12 protein-coding genes and 1 pseudogene are annotated in these 17,111 nt (G+C 60.8%); 8 read left to right on the forward strand and 5 right to left on the reverse strand.

Annotated elements, in window-relative coordinates; all coding sequences use genetic code 11:
- Positions 1 to 26 precede the first annotated feature (26 nt).
- On the reverse strand, positions 27 to 608 hold the full coding sequence (locus ACSOSP_RS29590; RefSeq protein ID WP_455312047.1) for a DJ-1/PfpI family protein: 582 nt from the start codon (positions 606 to 608) through the stop codon (positions 27 to 29).
- A 287-nt stretch (positions 609 to 895) separates the two neighbouring features.
- On the opposite strand from ACSOSP_RS29590, the pseudogene mnmD reads away from it, so the two are divergent.
- Together mnmD and ACSOSP_RS29600 are read left to right on the forward strand one after the other, a co-directional pair.
- Positions 896 to 1,609: pseudogene (mnmD, locus tag ACSOSP_RS29595) on the forward strand (tRNA (5-methylaminomethyl-2-thiouridine)(34)-methyltransferase MnmD); the annotation flags it as partial.
- A 291-nt stretch (positions 1,610 to 1,900) separates the two neighbouring features.
- A complete protein-coding gene (locus ACSOSP_RS29600; RefSeq protein WP_455313709.1) occupies positions 1,901 to 3,649 on the forward strand; it encodes an IlvD/Edd family dehydratase in 1,749 nt (582 codons plus the stop codon).
- A gap of 111 nt (positions 3,650 to 3,760) precedes the next feature.
- Here the strand turns inward: ACSOSP_RS29600 and ACSOSP_RS29605 are convergent, their stop codons facing one another.
- Positions 3,761 to 5,143, reverse strand: a complete 1,383-nt coding sequence (locus tag ACSOSP_RS29605) for a sigma 54-interacting transcriptional regulator (RefSeq protein WP_455312048.1) — start codon at positions 5,141 to 5,143, stop codon at positions 3,761 to 3,763.
- A 621-nt stretch (positions 5,144 to 5,764) separates the two neighbouring features.
- On the reverse strand, positions 5,765 to 6,736 hold the full coding sequence (locus tag ACSOSP_RS29610; RefSeq protein ID WP_455312049.1) for a LysR family transcriptional regulator: 972 nt from the start codon (positions 6,734 to 6,736) through the stop codon (positions 5,765 to 5,767).
- 102 nt (positions 6,737 to 6,838) lie between these two features.
- Here ACSOSP_RS29610 and ACSOSP_RS29615 point away from each other — a divergent pair, with 102 nt between their 5' ends.
- The 6 genes from ACSOSP_RS29615 to ACSOSP_RS29640 all read left to right on the forward strand — a co-directional run bounded on the left by ACSOSP_RS29615 (position 6,839) and on the right by ACSOSP_RS29640 (position 13,185).
- Positions 6,839 to 7,915, forward strand: a complete 1,077-nt coding sequence (locus ACSOSP_RS29615) for an ABC transporter ATP-binding protein (RefSeq protein WP_455313710.1) — start codon at positions 6,839 to 6,841, stop codon at positions 7,913 to 7,915.
- 70 nt (positions 7,916 to 7,985) lie between these two features.
- On the forward strand, positions 7,986 to 8,696 hold the full coding sequence (locus ACSOSP_RS29620) for an HAD-IA family hydrolase (protein WP_455312050.1): 711 nt from the start codon (positions 7,986 to 7,988) through the stop codon (positions 8,694 to 8,696).
- A 35-nt stretch (positions 8,697 to 8,731) separates the two neighbouring features.
- Positions 8,732 to 10,015 (forward strand): NAD(P)/FAD-dependent oxidoreductase, encoded by a 1,284-nt coding sequence (locus ACSOSP_RS29625; RefSeq protein ID WP_455313711.1) that lies wholly within the window; start codon positions 8,732 to 8,734, stop codon positions 10,013 to 10,015.
- Positions 10,016 to 10,053: 38 nt separating this feature from the next.
- The gene (locus ACSOSP_RS29630; protein WP_455312051.1) at positions 10,054 to 10,920 is read left to right on the forward strand and encodes an ABC transporter permease; all 867 of its coding nucleotides are present in this window, start codon (positions 10,054 to 10,056) and stop codon (positions 10,918 to 10,920) included.
- 23 nt (positions 10,921 to 10,943) lie between these two features.
- Positions 10,944 to 11,735 (forward strand): ABC transporter permease, encoded by a 792-nt coding sequence (locus ACSOSP_RS29635; protein ID WP_455313713.1) that lies wholly within the window; start codon positions 10,944 to 10,946, stop codon positions 11,733 to 11,735.
- Between the two features lie 22 nt (positions 11,736 to 11,757).
- Positions 11,758 to 13,185 carry an aldehyde dehydrogenase family protein gene (locus tag ACSOSP_RS29640; protein ID WP_455312052.1) on the forward strand — a complete coding sequence of 476 codons (1,428 nt, stop codon included), beginning with the start codon at positions 11,758 to 11,760 and terminating at the stop codon, positions 13,183 to 13,185.
- On the opposite strand, the gene ACSOSP_RS29645 is transcribed toward ACSOSP_RS29640, so the two are convergent.
- Together ACSOSP_RS29645 and ACSOSP_RS29650 are read right to left on the reverse strand one after the other, a co-directional pair.
- Complete coding sequence (locus ACSOSP_RS29645; protein WP_455312054.1) at positions 13,173 to 14,852, reverse strand: GMC family oxidoreductase; 1,680 nt, start codon at positions 14,850 to 14,852, stop codon at positions 13,173 to 13,175. The genes ACSOSP_RS29640 and ACSOSP_RS29645 overlap by 13 nt on opposite strands.
- A 1,096-nt stretch (positions 14,853 to 15,948) precedes the next feature.
- Positions 15,949 to 16,989 (reverse strand): ABC transporter substrate-binding protein, encoded by a 1,041-nt coding sequence (locus ACSOSP_RS29650; protein ID WP_455312055.1) that lies wholly within the window; start codon positions 16,987 to 16,989, stop codon positions 15,949 to 15,951.
- Between the last annotated feature and the right edge of the window lie 122 nt (positions 16,990 to 17,111).

The following is a 17,111-nucleotide window of genomic DNA, read 5'->3' on the forward strand; positions in this document are numbered from 1 at the left end:
TCCACCGCCGCAACTGCGGCAATCGTTCAGAGCGCGATTTCAGTTCCAAGCCGTGCGAGGAACTGACCCAGCCAGCGGGGATGAGCGGGCCACGCCGGGGCCGTGATGAAATTGCCGTCGGTGACCGCGCTGTCCACCTCGATGTCCGCATACTCTGCGCCGGCCAACCGGACTTCCGGCGCGCAAGCGGGGTAGGCGGAAATCCGCTTGCCGCGAATCACATCGGCGGCTGCCAGCAACTGCGCGCCGTGACAGACGGCTGCAATCGGTTTTTCCGCAGCAGCGAACTGCCGTACGATTTCGATCACCCGATCGTTGAGCCGCAGATATTCCGGCGCACGGCCGCCGGCGATCATCAGCGCGTCGTAGTGGGTGACATCGACGTCATCGAAATTTGCGTTCAGCGCGAACAGATGTCCCGGCTTTTCAGTGTAGGTCTGGTCGCCCTCGAAGTCGTGAATCGCGGTCTTGATCCTGTCGCCGCTCTTCTTTCCAGGGCACACGGCGTGCACTGTATGGCCGACCATTTGCAGCGCCTGGAATGGCACCATCGTTTCATAATCTTCCGCAAAATCGCCGGTCAGAAATAAGATCTTCTTGGCTGCCATCTTGTTCTCCTGTCAAAGAAAATCACGCACGAACGCGGCCCGGCCAAACCGGAACCACTCGATTCATCTTAGCGTGTCTTCATGGCAGAACGGGGATACTTTGCCGCTTGCCGGATAAATCGCGATTGAGCATCGAACCGGAGACAGCGTTTTCTCAAGCGCATTTTCCACCAGAGGCTCGCCATTTTTTGCTAACGTGCGGAACCCTCGCCGGACCGCGCGACAATGACGCGGCTGTGGCCCTTCGAACCTGGTTCCCAACAGTCCCTCCCTGACATCCGACCCGCATGACCGATCCGCTGATTCCCGCCACGCTTGCATTCCGCCCCAATGGGTCGCCGTATTCGCCGGAATACGGCGATATCTATCACAGCATAGTGGGCAGTCTTGCCCAGTCGCAGCATGTATTTTTGCAGGGCAACGGTTTGCCCGGACGATGGCAAGGCCGTCAAACGTTCACTGTGCTCGAAACCGGTTTCGGCATGGGCATCAACTTCCTGACGACCTGGTCCGCGTGGCGCGCGGACCCCGAACGCGGCGAACGGCTGCATTTCGTATCGATCGAAAAGCACCCGTTTTCAGCGGACGATCTGCGTCGTGCCTACGCGGTGACCGTGGACGATGCATCGGTCCTCGCACTCGCGGACGGGCTCATCGCCGCGTGGCCGGCAATGGAACCGGGCACGCATCAACTCGATTTTGACGATGGCAGCGTCACGTTGACGCTTATATTCGGTGACGCAGTGGCTATCCTGCCCACCCTGCAATTGCGCGTCGACGCGTTTTATCTCGATGGTTTTGCGCCGGCGAAAAACCCTGAACTCTGGACGCCCGCGATCTTCAGTTCACTTGCCGCGTTGGCAATCGACGACGCGACGTTTTCCACCTACACCAGCGCCGGCGATGTGAAACGCGCGTTGCTGCAAGCGGGTTTTGAATATCGGAAAGTAGCAGGCTTTGGATGGAAACGCGCGATGCTCGTGGGCCGCTTTGCGCCGCGCTAAGAGGCGGGCGGCAAGCCGTATGACGCGTGTGCGTTGCGCTCGTTGGCTAATCGATGATCAATGGAGCAAAGTACGTCCACCGCCCGAGCGCTTGGACCCGATGGCGGCGGCATGCCCGATCGAACAGTTGACGGCCGTCGGCTTCACTATGTCGGGAGCATCGCAATAGACTCCGTAGACGCCCACGCTGCCTTGGCAAAATGAAATCCAACCGACGCCAAGGCGCGATACATCATTTACTGAATAGGGAAATCCCCAATGGCCGATCAATCCCACAAGCCTGATCACATGCAAGATGAGAAGCAAGCCCCGGCCCCCGCGACCGGCATGAAACGAGGCCTGACCTCGTACGGCGACCAGGATTTTTCGCTGTTCTTGCGCAAGGCTTTCATCAAGGGCGCCGGTTATACCGACCAAGCCTTGAACCGGCCGGTGATCGGTATCGTCAATACGGGCAGTGCGTATAACCCGTGTCACGGCAACATGCCGCAACTGATTGAAGCGGTAAAGCGCGGTGTGATGCTTGGCGGCGGCTTGCCGATGGACTTCCCGACCATCTCCATTCACGAAAGCTTTGCGTCGCCTACCTCCATGTACCTGCGCAATCTTATGTCGATGGATACCGAGGAAATGATTCGCGCGCAGCCCATGGATGCGGTCGTTCTCATAGGCGGTTGCGACAAGACCGTGCCCGCGCAATTGATGGGCGCAGCGTCCGCCGGCGTGCCTGCCATCCAGCTCATCACCGGGTCCATGCTGACCGGCTCGCACCGTGGCGAACGCGTGGGCGCATGCACTGATTGCCGTCGCTACTGGGCCAGGTTCCGCGCATCCGAGATCGACGAGGAAGAGGTCGCCGACGTCAACAACCAGTTGGTCGCAAGCGTGGGAACGTGTTCGGTCATGGGCACCGCGAGCACCATGGCCTGCGTCGCGGAAGCGTTGGGCATGACGGTTCCCGGCGGCGCGTCGCCTCCTGCGGTGACGGCCGACCGGATTCGCGTGGCGGAAGAAACGGGCGCACAAGCGGTTCGGATGGCGCTCGACGGTCTCACCATCGACAAGATCCTGAGCGTCAAAGCCTTCGAAAATGCAATGCGTGTGCTGCTGGCCATTGGCGGCTCGACAAACGCGATCGTTCATCTGACTGCGATCGCCGGACGACTGGGGCATCGGATCGATCTGGACACGCTCGACAGGATGGGCAAGGAAACGCCCGTATTGCTGGATCTGAAACCGACTGGCCAGCACTACATGGAAGACTTCCACAAGGCGGGCGGCATGGCTACGTTGCTGCGTGAACTCAAGCCGTTGCTCCATCTGGACGCGCTGACGGTCACCGGGCGCACGCTTGGGGAGGAGCTTGAGCTTGGCGGACCCGGATATCAGCAGGATGTTGTACGTTCATTTAGTGATCCGATCTATCCCCAAGGCGGACTGGCGGTATTGCGCGGCAATCTCGCGCCGGGTGGCGCGATCATCAAGCAATCGGCTGCCGATCCGGCGTTGATGGAACATGAGGGGCGTGCGGTCGTATTCGACGATCTCGAGGACATGATCAGCCGTATCGACGACGAAGCGCTCGACGTCACCGCGCAAGACGTTCTTGTGCTGAAGAACATTGGCCCGGTCGGTGCACCGGGGATGCCCGAAGCGGGTTATATCCCCATTCCACGCAAGCTGGCGCGAGCGGGTGTCAAGGACATGGTCCGGATCTCCGATGGCCGCATGAGCGGCACCGCGTTCGGCACGATTGTGCTGCACGTCACGCCGGAAGCGGCGATCGGCGGCCCGCTTGCCCATGTCCGCAACGGGGACCGGATTCGTTTGAGTGTGATCAACCGGGAGATTGCGCTGCTTGTCCCGGAAGCTGAATTGCATCAGCGTGCGCTCGACAACCCGGTGCATCGCCCGACTGCAGGACGTGGTTACCGGAAGTTGTTTTTGCAGACGGTGACGCAAGCGGATGAGGGGGGGGACTTCGATTTCCTGCAGAGCGAAAGTCTGCAGCAGGCGAACAAGGCGGGTGAAAAATAGAACGTGTTGGCGGGCTAAAAAAGTCGCTTTCCGGCCCGCGCCTGGTGCTCAGGCAAATACACAGGCCGTGTGCGGCGCAACCGTATCAACCGTATTGCGCCGCAACAGGAACTAGTCCTGGTCGAGTCCCGATGGTGTCTCTGCGTCCCGCATGTTGTAGGCGGACAGGATCCGGTACAGCGTCACCCGGGATACACCGAGTTCGCGCGCCGCATCGCCGACGCGTCCGCGATTTCTCAGCAAGGCCATTTCGATTGCCTGCCGTTCGCCCACTTCGCGCGCTTGCGCAAGGGACATGGGCACGCACTCGGCAAACTCGCCGAGTTCGAGATCATGCGCGCCGATCAAGCGGCCTTCGGTCATGACAATCGCGCGCCGGACGCGGTTGATCAGCTCTCGCACATTGCCAGGCCAGCTATAGTTATGGATCGCGGCGATGGCGTCAGGGGCGAAACCGCGGATGCGCCGGCTAGCGTCTTTCTCGAATCGATCCAGCATGTGCCGGGCCAGCAATTCAATGTCCTTGCCCCGTGCCCGCAACGGCGGCTCTTCGATCTGCAGCACGCACAGCCGATGGTAAAGGTCAGAGCGAAACCGGCCTTCAACCATGGCCGTCTGCATGTCCACGTGAGTGGCCGAAACAATGCGTACGTCCACCAGCGTGGACTCATGGCCGCCCAGGCGCTCGATCTTGCGTTCCTGAAGAAAGCGCAACAGGCTCGCCTGGCTCTCCAGCGGCAAGTCGCCTATCTCATCGAGGAACAGCGTGCCGCCGTTCGCCGCTTCAACGCGCCCGATCTTGCGCTGATTGGCGCCGGTGAACGCACCGCGTTCATAACCAAATAACTCGGACTGCAAGAGATGAGCGGGGATGGCCCCGCAGTTGATCGCGACAAACGGTTCGTTGCGCCGCACCGAGCGCGCGTGAATGGCGGCCGCGGTCAGTTCCTTACCCGTTCCCGATTCGCCGGAGATGAACACCGGGGCATCGGTCATGGCTACTTTGCGGATCGCGCGAAAGAGCGCGAGCATGGCGTCGCATGAGCCGATCATGTCGCCTTCGGCGTTGCTGTCGTTCTTCACGTTGACCGGGTCGCGTGAGCCGCCGTCATGCAACGCAGCGATTCCATATGCGTGGCCCAGCGCGTTCAGGATGCGCTCGCCCGACGCGGGAAGCGTTACATAATCAAAGCAAAAATCCCGGACGAGACGCCTGATAGTTGAATCTTCAAGTTGCGCCGGCGACAAGAGCGCCAGCCAGCCCACAGTTTTTACCGATAGCCAGGTTTCCGCCAGCCGCAGATTGGCTGCAACGTTGCGCGCCGAGAAGTCGAGTAAGCCCCCGCTGGGCTTCGATGAGAAATTCTCCGGCTCACGGTCCAGTTCCAGGGATTTGACCGTCCAGCCGCGTGTATCCAGGAGCGAGCGAAGTTCGAGCGTCAAAGGATCGCCTACGTAAAACAGATGCCTGGGAAGCGATGAAGAATCAGCCATGAAAATCATACCGGTTAGTTATAGCGAACACCGCTATCAAGACGCTGCGGGGTCAGCACATTCTGGGCACGTTGCGAAAATTGCAGTTGCAGGCCGTACGAACACTGCACGTGCCTTAGTTATATCGACTCAGTACGAGAAAACTTGAAGGAATCGAAGGTTGATCGGCTGTCGGTGGTCATGCCATAAAGCCCCGTTGGAATTTCGCGTTTGTCTTCGGTTTGTCTTCGATGAGCATCAAGAAGAAACACGTAGCAAGTTTCTTGTTCCCACCGGCAAGCATTTTTTGCGGCAACCCGCTTTTATAGCTCTTAATAGCACATGTTATCTGCGCGTGTTGGCGGGCCGTTTACTTTTTGCCGCCTTGTCTCATTATTTCACGATAGTTCACGTTCGCTCCATGACGGGTATCGACAACGCTCGATCGCCATGAGAACGCAGCACGTCCGGCGAGTTCGAATCACGTGCTGATTAACGAGTTTCGGCATCGGCAATGGAGGCAAATAATACTAATCTAGGCTGAAAGCAGCGCTTTAGCCAGATTATTTGTATGAAGGTAACGAAACCCCGATTAGCGGGGCTGGGCGCATATCCGATGTATCGGGTTACCCCTAACCAGCCTTATCCCAACACCAGCCCCGCACCTTTGAGCGCATCGCGAATTCCAAGCGCGGGATAAGCCTGGTCGACGGTGCGCATGTCCGCACGCGTCTCCTCGACAATCCAGTCCCGGATCGCTTCGACTATAGGACGCATCGGCCGGTTTTCTGGCGATACCAGACAACAACGCCTGCTGGTCACGAGCAACTCCTGCTCGGCCGGCAGCAACGCGCCTTCCGCCAGCCAGTGCGAGACGACGTTGAGCCAGCCAAGCGCGATTCCTTGCCCCAGCAGCGCGGCCTGCACGACGATCGCGTAGTCGTTGAAGCTCAGCATGCTGGCCGCACGCCGCTTGTGTTCGCCAAACGCGCTGAAGCGGTCATGCCAGCCGCGCTCGCCATCGTCCATGACGATCACGGTGTCTCCATGCGTGCCGGCCTCATCCAGCAGCGCCTGTTCGTGATACCGGCGGTTGCACACGGGCAGCAGCACTTCAGGCATCACCAGCACGCTGTTCGCGCCTATCTCGTCCTGCGTCATGAAGCGCATGCCGAGATCGACGTCGACAAGCGGTCCGCCAATACGCCCGGAGATCAGTTGAAAGCGCAGGTCGACAGAAGGAAATGCCTGGTTGAGCCGGTTCATGCGCGGCATCAGCCAGTGCGTGGTGAATGCGGTCGACACCGATAACGTGACCGACTCCACGCCGGTTGCGCGCGCCTCGATCTCGCGGATCGCACCTTCGATGCCGCTAAAACCCTCGGAGATCTTCCGGTAGAGGATGCGGCCGTTCTCCGTCAGCTCGATGCCCCCGCGCACGCGCTCGAACAAACGCACGCCCAGATGGTCTTCCATGCGCGCCAGCATGCGGCTCACCGCGGGCTGGCTCACGTACAGCTCTTGCGCCGCGCGGGTAAAGTTGCCGCAGCGCGCGGCGGCTTCAAACACGAACAGCGCATTCGCGCTCGGCAGTTTCTTGCGTAGATTAGGCATGACCTCATGTTATGCCTGATCCAACAATTCGGGAATTGCCGCCAATAAAAGCGCACCGTATATTTTGATCAACCGAAGACTTACATGGCGAGAAAACACGGTATGGATGCAAGGGCGAAAGCAGGTGTATCGATCCGGTCTGCCACGAAGCGCTACGGTTCCGTGGTAGCGCTGGACGACGTATCGCTCGATATTGCACCCGGCGAATTCGTCTCTCTCTTGGGGCCTTCCGGTTCGGGCAAGACCACGTTGCTCGGCATTCTTGGCGGCTTTGTCCAGCCTAGCTCCGGTGCGGTGTGGGTAGGCGAGCGGGATATTACATACGCGCCTCCGCACAAGCGCGACATCGGTATCGTGTTCCAGAACTACGCGCTGTTCCCGCATATGACGGTTGGGGAGAACGTCGCGTTCCCTCTGCGCGCCCGGCGTCAGCCGAAGGCGGGCTGGGCCCGCAAGGTGTCGGATGCCCTGGCGATGGTCGAGCTGGCCGGTTATGAAAGCCGTGGTGTTGCCCAGTTGTCGGGCGGCCAGCGCCAGCGCGTGGCGCTGGCTCGGGCAATGGTCTTCGAGCCGCAACTGATCCTGATGGACGAACCGCTGTCCGCGCTGGACAAGCAGTTGCGCGAGACCATGCAGATTGAATTACGCCGCTTGCACAGGAAGCTGGAAGCGACGATTGTCTATGTCACCCACGACCAGCGCGAGGCGCTCACCATGAGCGACCGCGTGGCCGTGCTGCGCAATGGCCGGCTGGTCCAGATCGATACGCCGGAGCGCCTCTATGACCGCCCGTGCGATGCGTTCGTGGCGAGTTTCATCGGCGAGGCGACCTTGCTCGACGTGACCCGTGCCGGCGATGACGCCGTAACGCTCGGCGGAGTAGTGCTGCGGACGGCACATCCTTTGCCGCCCGGCGAGAAGCTTTTGCTGGCGGTGCAGACCGAGAAGCTGGTGATTGACGGCGGGTATGAAAGGCCCGGCGTGAACAGGTTGGTGTGCCGTGTCAGCGAGGTGCTGTACCAGGGCGAGAGCTTGCGCGTGTTCGCCACGCTCGCCGACGGTACGCCGATCAGCCTGAGGCAGCCCGGCAGTCACGACGCACGGCAACGCATTCCCGCGCCCGGCGCGGAGATGACGGTCTTGCTCGATCCGCAGGACACCATCGTTGTACCTGCCTGAATTTTTCGTATGCCCGTGAAGGCGGGCAATACCGTCGGGATTCAACACAAACTATAGAGGATGACGAATCATGAAGCTGAAGGATTTCAAGGTACTGACGTTCGATGTGGTCGGCACGCTGATCAACTTTGAAAGCGGTGTGCTGGCGTCGGTACGGCGTCTGGGCGGCGCAAAGGCGAAAGATCTAACCGATGACCAGATCTTCGAACCCTATATGCGTGGCCGTGCAGCGTTTCCCGGCCGTTCCAGCCAGGCGATGGCAAGCGTCTATCAGTCGCTCGCCAACGAACTTGGCTTGCCCGCGGATGACGAGACCGCTGCTGCGTTCCAGCGCGATGTGCTGGATTGGCCCGCGTTTGAAGACTCGGTGGCGGCGCTCAAGCGGCTGCGCAAGCACTATCGGCTGGTTGCCATGACCAACGCAGACCGCGTGGCGTTGTCGGCCTACGCTCATACGCTGGGTGATCCATTCGACGACACCGTGTGTGCCGATGAAACCGGCGTCGCCAAACCGGACCCGCAATTCTTTGCGTATAACCGCGGTCGTCAGGCTGCATTCGGCTATAAGTTCAGCGAGATCCTGCATACGGCGCAAAGCCAGTATCACGACATTGGTGTTGCGACCGAACTGGGTTACGCGACCTGCTGGATCGAGCGTCGTCAGGGCATGAAGGGTTTTGGCGCGACCCCCACGCCCAGCGCCGTCATCACGCCGACGTTCAATTTCGCCACACTCGCCGCACTCGCGGACGCAGTGGAAGCCGAAGCGCGCGCCGCATGAAGCGTGAGGTGATCCCACCCTCGCTATGGATTGACATGGCGGGTGCCGCGCCGTTGGCGGACGCGCCCGTCAGTACGGGCGCTCCGCTCGATCGCGATCTCTCTGTGGAGGTAGCGGTGATCGGCGCGGGCTACTCGGGTTTGTCAGCGGCGCATGCGTTGCAAAAGCGCGGCGTGCAAACAGTCGTGCTCGATGCCAATCCGGTCGGCTGGGGTGCGAGCGGGCGCAATGGCGGTGTGGTGTCGTCGAAGTTCCGCTTGTCGTTTCCCGCAATCGAGCGTTTGCATGGCATTGCAACAGCGAAGACCATGCATCGCCTCGCGCACGACGGGGTGCGCGTGGTCGAGCAGTTCATCGATGAATTCAAGCTTGACCGCGCCCGCTTCGAACACACCGGCAGCTTGCGCTGCGCCCACACCGAACGCGCATTCGCCTCCATTCGCGCCGAGGCGGAGTGGGTCAGGCAACAACTCGGCGACACCACGATGACCGTTCAATCGCGCGCCGAGGTCGAGCATGAAACGGGATCGACTGCGTTTGTCGGCGGCGTGCTGAGCACGGATGCAGGCACCATCCTGCCGCTTGAATATGTGCGTGGAATTGCCGCCGGACTCACGCGGCGCAAGGTGGATATCTACGAATCGACGCCTGTCCTCGAGATGATCCGTGCAGACGGCAGCGGTGGCGTAACCTTGCGCACGCCGAACGGCACGGTCCGTGCGAAGCAGGTGATCGTCGGCACGAATGCCTATTCGAACCTGACGCCCGCAACCGCCGCTTACCAACGCGAACTGGTGCCGTTCCGCAGCGCGATGATCGCGACGGAACGCTTGCCTGCCGGACTCGATTCCCGCCTGATGGTCGAGCGCCGCAGCTATACCGAAACGCGCCGCATGATGAAGTGGTTTCGCAAGGTTGACGGCCGCATGCTGTTCGGCGGTCGCGATGCGTTTGGCAAGGAAGGGCAGACGACCGGCTTCGATGCGTTGCAGCGCGCGATGATCGAGCTCTTCCCGGATCTGGCCGGCGTGCGCGTAGAGTACCAATGGTCGGGTTATGTCGGCATGACGTTCAACTCGCTGCCGCATGTGGGCCGCAGTGACGACACGACGACTTTTTGTCTCGGGTATAACGGGGCGGGCGTTGCAATGGCCAGTTTGCTCGGTCAGCAAGCGGCAGCGCTTGCCTTGGGCGAAACGCCGGAGCTTTCGCTGCTTGCCGCGCCCGGCCTGAACCCGGTGCCTTTCCATTCGCTGCGTGCGCCGGGCGTTCGCCTGGTGGCCGCGTGGTACCAATTCCTCGATGCCGTGGGGGCGTGATGAGGGGCGCCGCACAGACCTTTCAAGGACAGACAGCCATGCACGCAACGCCTGCCGATCCTTCCGTCCTGCATCAACGCCGCGAAGATCGCGCGATGCTGCTGCTGATGACGCCCGCTCTGTTGGTGATCGTGTTGCTGCTGGTGGTGCCGCTTGCATGGCTCTCGTGGCAGTCCATCTGGAATCACGGTTTCACCTTCGAGAACTACCGGCGCATGTTCTCGGGCGTGTACCTCGACACGTTCTTGCTCACCTTCAGGCTCAGCGTGATCGTGACGATCGTGACCTTGCTGCTCGGGTATCCGGTGGCGTATCTGGCGGCGTCCGTACCGCCGAAGGTCAGTGCGCTGATACTCGGCATGGTCATCCTGCCGTTCTGGACCAGCGTGCTGGTGCGTACTTATGCCTGGCTCGTGTTGCTGCAGCGCACCGGCGTGGTCAACAAGGCGCTGATGGCAAGCGGCCTGATCGATCATCCGTTGCAACTTGCTTATAACCAGCTCGGCACGGTGGTCGCCATGGTGCATATCCTGCTGCCGTTCATGGTGCTGCCGCTTTATTCGGCGATGCAGAAAATCCCGCAGAATCTCTCGCAAGCCGGCGCAAGTCTTGGCGGCTCGCCGCTGCATGTGTTTGCGCGCGTGTTCCTGCCGTTATCGATGAGTGGGGTGGTGGCAGGCGTTACGCTCGTCTTTATCCTGTGCCTCGGCTTCTACATTACGCCCGAGCTGATGGGCGGCGGCAAGTCGGTCATGGTGTCGATGGTCGTGAGCCGCAATGTCGAAATCTACAATAGCTGGGGCGCGGCGAGTGCGGTGAGCGTCGTGCTGCTGGTCTGCGTGTTCGCCATCTTCTATGCAGCGAGCCGCGTGGTTCCGCTCGAAAAAACCCTGGGTGCGAAATGAGCGGGACGACCCACATGAACACTATGAAACCGCTCCCGGTCGGCCGCATCGTCCTTGGCTTTGGCGTCGTACTGATCCTCGTGTTCCTGATGGTGCCGATCCTGATCGTCGTGCCGCTGTCATTCTCCGACACGCGCTTCATGACGTTCCCGCCACCCGGGTACTCACTGCGCTGGTATCACGCGTTCTTCAGCAATCCTGCGTCGATAGATGCTGCGCGAACCACGCTGATTGCGTCGACCAGTGCCGCGCTGATCGCCACGCCGCTTGGGGTAGCGGCCGCTTATGCGATCCAGAACGGCACGCATCGCAGCATGCGTTATCTGCGCACCGTCCTCATGTTGCCGCTCATGGTGCCTATTATCATTGTCGCGGTGGGTGTGTTTTTCGTGTACTCGCAGATGGGATACGTGAATACCCTCGGTGGCTTGATTGTCGCTGACACCATGCTGGGTTTGCCTTATGTGCTTATTTCCGTAGGCGCCGACCTGCGTACCTTCGATCCTACCCAGGAGATGGTCGCGCGCAGTCTCGGCATGAACCGCTGGCGCAGCTTCATGACCGTCACGCTGCCGCAGATCAGGTCGAGCGTGATTTCCGGCGCGGTGTTTGTATTCATCCAGGCGCTGGATGAGACGGTAGTCGCGCTGTTTGTATCCGGTGGCTCGAACCAGACGCTCACGCGCCGGATGTTCGTCACCTTGCGCGACGAGATCGATCCGACCATTGCCGCGATCAGCACCATGTTGACTGCCCTGACGCTGTGCCTTGTAATGATCGTGGTCGTGAGCCGCAAGTCATCCGCACGCGCCTGAACGAAACTTGACGAGGATCAGAATGAGCCATGCACTGCAGTTTTATATAGGCGGCGAGTGGGTCGCACCAGCGGGCGCGGCACGCTTGCCGGTCATCGATCCCTCAACCGAGGAGGCCTTCGCCGAGATCGCGATGGGCACGCCCGCCGATGTCGACCGCGCGGTCGCCGCGGCGCGCCATGCGTTCGCGTCGTTTTCATTGACCTCACCCGACGAACGGCTTGCGTTGATCCGCAAGATCCTGGAAGCGTACGGTGAACGTTATGACGAAATGGCGCAGCTCATCTCGCGTGAAATAGGCGCACCGCGTGCATTGGCGCAGGGCTGGCAAGCCGGACTCGGCACGCGGCATCTGAAGGAACTGATTCGAACCTGCGAGGCATTCACCTGGCAAAGAAGCAAAGGGACGACGCTCATTACGCATGAGCCTATTGGCGTTGTTGCGTTGATTACGCCGTGGAACTGGCCGATCAACCAGATAGTCTGCAAGGTTGCTCCGGCTATTGCAGCGGGTTGCACGATGGTGCTCAAGCCTAGCGAAGTGTCGCCGTTGAACGCGCTTCTCTTCGCGGAGGTGCTGCACGCGGCAGGTGTTCCGCCGGGCGTTTTCAATCTGGTGAACGGCGATGGCCCGACGGTTGGCGCGGCATTGTGCAGTCATCCCGATGTGGACATGGTGTCGTTCACCGGATCGACGCGCGCGGGTATCCAGATCGCCGCGCTGGCCGCGCCGACCGTCAAGCGTGTGCATCAGGAACTGGGCGGCAAGTCGGCGAACCTGATTCTCGATGACGCCGATCTCGACGCTGCGGTGACCGCGGGCGTCAACGCTTGCTTCGGCAACAGCGGCCAGTCGTGCAATGCGCCCACGCGCATGTTCGTGCCCGCCGCGCGCCATGAGGACGCGGTGGCCATTGCACGCCGGGCGGCTGAAGCCCACGTAGTTGGTCCCGCCGATGCGCCCGGCATCACGCTGGGACCCGTGGTCAGCGAATTGCAGTTCGAGCGGATCCAGCGCTTGATTCAAACCGGCGTTGACGAGGGCGCGCGCGTGGTGACGGGCGGCCCCGGCCGGCCTGAAGGACTGACACGTGGCTACTTCGTGCGGCCGACCGTGTTCGCCGGCGTCTCCCCTGACATGACCATTGCACGTGATGAAATCTTCGGTCCGGTGCTCGCTATCCTGCCGTATCGCGATGAGGAAGATGCGATCGCCATGGCAAACGACAGCGTGTTCGGCCTGGCGGCCTATGTGCAATCCGCGGATCTCGAGCGCGCCCGGCGCGTCGCGTTCCGCTTGCGCGCGGGCAGCGTCCATCTCAACTATCCCGCTTGGGATGCGGGTGCGCCGTTCGGTGGCTACAAGCAGTCGGGCAATGGCCGGGAGTATGGCGAATGGGGCCTCGAGGCATTTCTCGAGGTCAAGGGCATCGTGGGTTACGGCGCTTGACGTGCTTCCGAGCGGATCATGTCCGCGATCCGCTCGGCGATCATGATGGTCGGTACGTTCGTGTTCGCGCACGGAATGGACGGCATCAGCGAGGCATCGCAGACGCGCAGGTTCTGCACGCCGTAGACGGCGCCCGACGCGTCCGTGACGGCTGCCGGATCATCGGCGGAACCCATCCTGCATGTTCCCGAAGGGTGCCATGTGCCACCGACCGAACGCGTGACGAACTGCGTTAGTGCGTGGTCGTCGGCGAGGAGGTCATCGATGGAAACGCCTTGCGTCACCAGGCGGCGAATCAAGCCCTTTCGCCACGGCCCGGCCCAATCCAGCAGTGCGCTCAACGCGCCGCGTTGAATCGCGTTGGCGGCTCCCGGTACAGCGACTTTCGCGACCCGGGGGGAATAACTCGATGGAAAGATGGCGCCCTGGTGCGCTGCCATGGAGGGGTCCGCCAGCGTCTCTGCGCCGAAGCGAATGGCAAGCTTCAGGCGTTCCAGGTCGCGTGAGTCGGAGAGCATGTTGAACTCGACGGCGGGTTCATCGAGCGGGTTCGCCGATGTCAGCGTGACCGTGCCGCGCGAGTACGATTTGTTGACCCAGAAGAAGATCGTCCCCAGCCGATAACCAATCGAATGCCAGCCTGAACGTGACAGGATTGCGCCGTGCATGTCGCCCTCAACCGTTCCTGGCAACCCTGACGAAAAGCGCACGATGGCCTGCTCATGGTGTTCATCGGGGAAGGGCGTGCGAGAGGACTTCGGCAGGAAGGCCGACACGGCGATGGACGGATGTTCCATCAGGTTGCCGCCAACTCCGGGCCGGTCCGCAAGCAGTGGAATGTGCAGTGCAGCGAGGCTGTCTGCCGGACCGATGCCGCTGCGCAGCAGGATCGCGGGGCTATGGATCGCGCCCGCGCACACGACCACCTTGGCGGCGTGCACGGCCTCGCCGGAACCGAGTAGTGCACCGATTGCCTGGGTGCCGTCGAACATTACACGGTCCACACCCTCGCCGGTCCTGATCGTCAGGTTGGGGCGTTGGCGTACGGCATCCGTGAGATAACAGACGGAGGTTGGGATCCGTTCACCCGTGGCGCTGACTGCAATTGCGCCTACGAAGGTTCCGTCTTGCCACGGACCGTTTTGATCATCGAGGCGGGGATGACCGCGCTGTTCAAGGGTTGCCAGCACGGCGCGTACGAACGGCGAGATACGCGGCCATTCCGTGCGTTTGATGCGCAGCGGACCGGTCCCGCCGTGCAGTTCACCGGCGAAGTCCACATCGGTTTCCAGCTTGCGAAAGTAGGGCAGGCAGGTGATCCAGTTCCATCCGTGCGCGCCGAGCGTTTCCCATTCGTCGTAGTCGGCGGGGGCGCCGCGATTGGCCATCAGTGCGTTGATGGCCGAGCCGCCGCCGAGGATGCGTGCCTGTTCGTAACGGCGGGGTTGTGTTGCGTTGCTCATTCTGGCGGTGAGGCGCTGCCAGATGTTGGCGGTGTCGAGATACGCACGGCCGGGATAGCGGCTGCGAATGGCCGCGGGCATGCTGGCAGCGGAAATGGGCCGGCCGGCTTCGATCAGGCAAATGGTTTTGCCGGGGTCTTCGGATAGGCGTGTGGCGAGCACGCATCCCGCCGAGCCACCGCCGAGGATGAGATAGTCGATCAAGTTCTGCCTATTGTTTCGTTCGCACTCGGGGTTTGGTCCAGGTTTTGGGGGTAGCGGTTGGGGTCAGTTCCAGGTTCCTGCGTTAGCGGTCTGAGTCAATGCCAGGTTCTTGCGTTAGCGGTCGGGGTCAGTGCCGGGTTGCTGCTTTCGGGGTTAGTGGTCTGCGTGAGTGAGCTATTTTCTTTATCACTATTAGCCACTGCGCGTGGCGGCGCGTCATTTCTTTGTCCAAAGCGACAAAGAAACGAAGCAAAGAAAGCGCTTTCAAAACGCGGGCTCGTAAGTTGACCCAGCGTGCAGTCTCCACGTTTTTGGCACCCCAAAAGCACTGTGCTCGCCAGAGCGACGGATGTTTGAACCCCTCCTTCTCGCGAATTCTTACACGCACACGCTTCGCCCCGTACGCTCTCGGGCAAGCACGCTTGCCAAGAAACCCGCACGGCCTCACGCGTATTTACCGCTACAGGTCTTCATGGGTTAGCTGCTTGGTCGGCATGATCGGCATGATCGGCGCCGTTATTTTCGTCGGTAGGGCCTCATCTATCCGAGCACCTTGTTTCGAGGCGGGTTGGCGACGTGGTTCGGCATGCGTACAAATTCGGTGGGTGGTTGTTCGCGGATAGCGCGGGGTGCACCTGTAGCAGGTTCAGTCACTGGTGGCGAAGCGTGTGGGTATCGGTGTTCGGAGAAGGAGGGGTTCACACATCCGTGGCTCTTGCGAGCACCGCGCTTTTGGGGTGCCAAAAACTTGGAAACTGCACGCTGGGTCAACTTACGAGCCCTCGTTTTGAAAGCGCTTTCTTTGCTTCGTTTCTTTGTCGCTTTGGACAAAGAAATGACGCGCCGCCACGCGCAGTGGCTAATAGTGATAAAGAGAATAGATCACTCATGCAGACCACTAACACTGAAAGCAGCAACCCGGCATTGACTCAGACCGCAAACGCACGAACCTGGCAACCCGGCACTGACCCCGACCGCAAACGCACGAACCTGGCACCCCGGCATAAACCCCGACCGCTAACTCCATAACCTAGCACCCCAGCATTGCCGCCCCACCACAAACCCCCAAACCTCCCCCAAGTGCGAACGCCCCCCCTTACTGCATAAATTTAAGCCACCGTGCCTTGGCCTGAATACCCGGCTCCGACGCCCACCACTCCTCCGACATCAAAGCCTGCCTCCCCGCATTCTCCGGCGAACTTGGCAACTCACTCGCCCGCTTGGCAGTAATCTTACCGGTCTTGAAAGCCGCCGGATTCCCCGGCCCATAATCGATATAAAGCGGCAAGTTAGCCTGCAAATCCGGCGACACCGCCGCGTTCACGAACTGGATCGCCGCCGGCAGGTTCGGCGCATTCTTCAGGATGCACAACTGCGTGTTTTGCAGGATGCCATCGTTGTAAGTAAAAGCGACATCCGGAGTGTCTTTTTGCACGGCGCTTGCGCGGCCGTTCCAGATCATCTCCATGTCTACCTCGCCGTCATGCAGCAATTGCGCCGACTGGCCGCCCGATGTCCACCAGACCGTAATGTCCGGCTTGATCTGCTGAAGCTTCTTGAAAGCCCGGTCCACATCGAGCGGATAAAGCTTGTCACGCGGCACGCCGTCGGCGAGCAACGCGGCTTCGAGCACCGTCTGCGGATCGTTGCGAAGCGCACGCGTCCCGGGGAACGCCTTCACGTTCCAGAAATCCGCCCAGCTTTGCGGAACCTTCTTGAGCGACTTCTTGTTGTAGCCGATCACCGTCGAATAGAACTCGTAAGCAACCGAATAAGGCGTACGGTACTGCTCCGGCATGGCGGCCGCGTTGGGCAGTTTGGAAAAATCCAGTTTCTCCAGCAGGCCTTCACGGCCACCGCGCAAACAATTCGACGTCGGGGTATCCACTACGTCCCAGATCGGCTTTCCGGTCGCGCCTTGAGCCTTGATCGCCGGCCATGCGTCAGGGATGCTGTCCTGATTGACCGTGATTCCGAGTAGCTTCGCAGCCGGATCGAGAATGGCCTTGGTCTGGGCTTCCTGATAACTGCCGCCTTGCGACACGAAGGTGATCTGTCCCGCGGCAAAAGCGGGACCAGTCGAAGCAAGACCAATTAGCAGCGACAGTGCGACGGGGCGAAGCGACAGGGTTCTCATCGACGGCGGTCCTGATGGTTGAGTGATTCGGCTGCGGAGAATGAAGCGGCATGTGGAGTTGCACACGACGTTGCATGCGGCTTGCGCGTTGATTCAAGGTTCGTCGCGCGATCAATGTAATG

This window comes from Caballeronia sp. KNU42 (genome assembly GCF_053760385.1).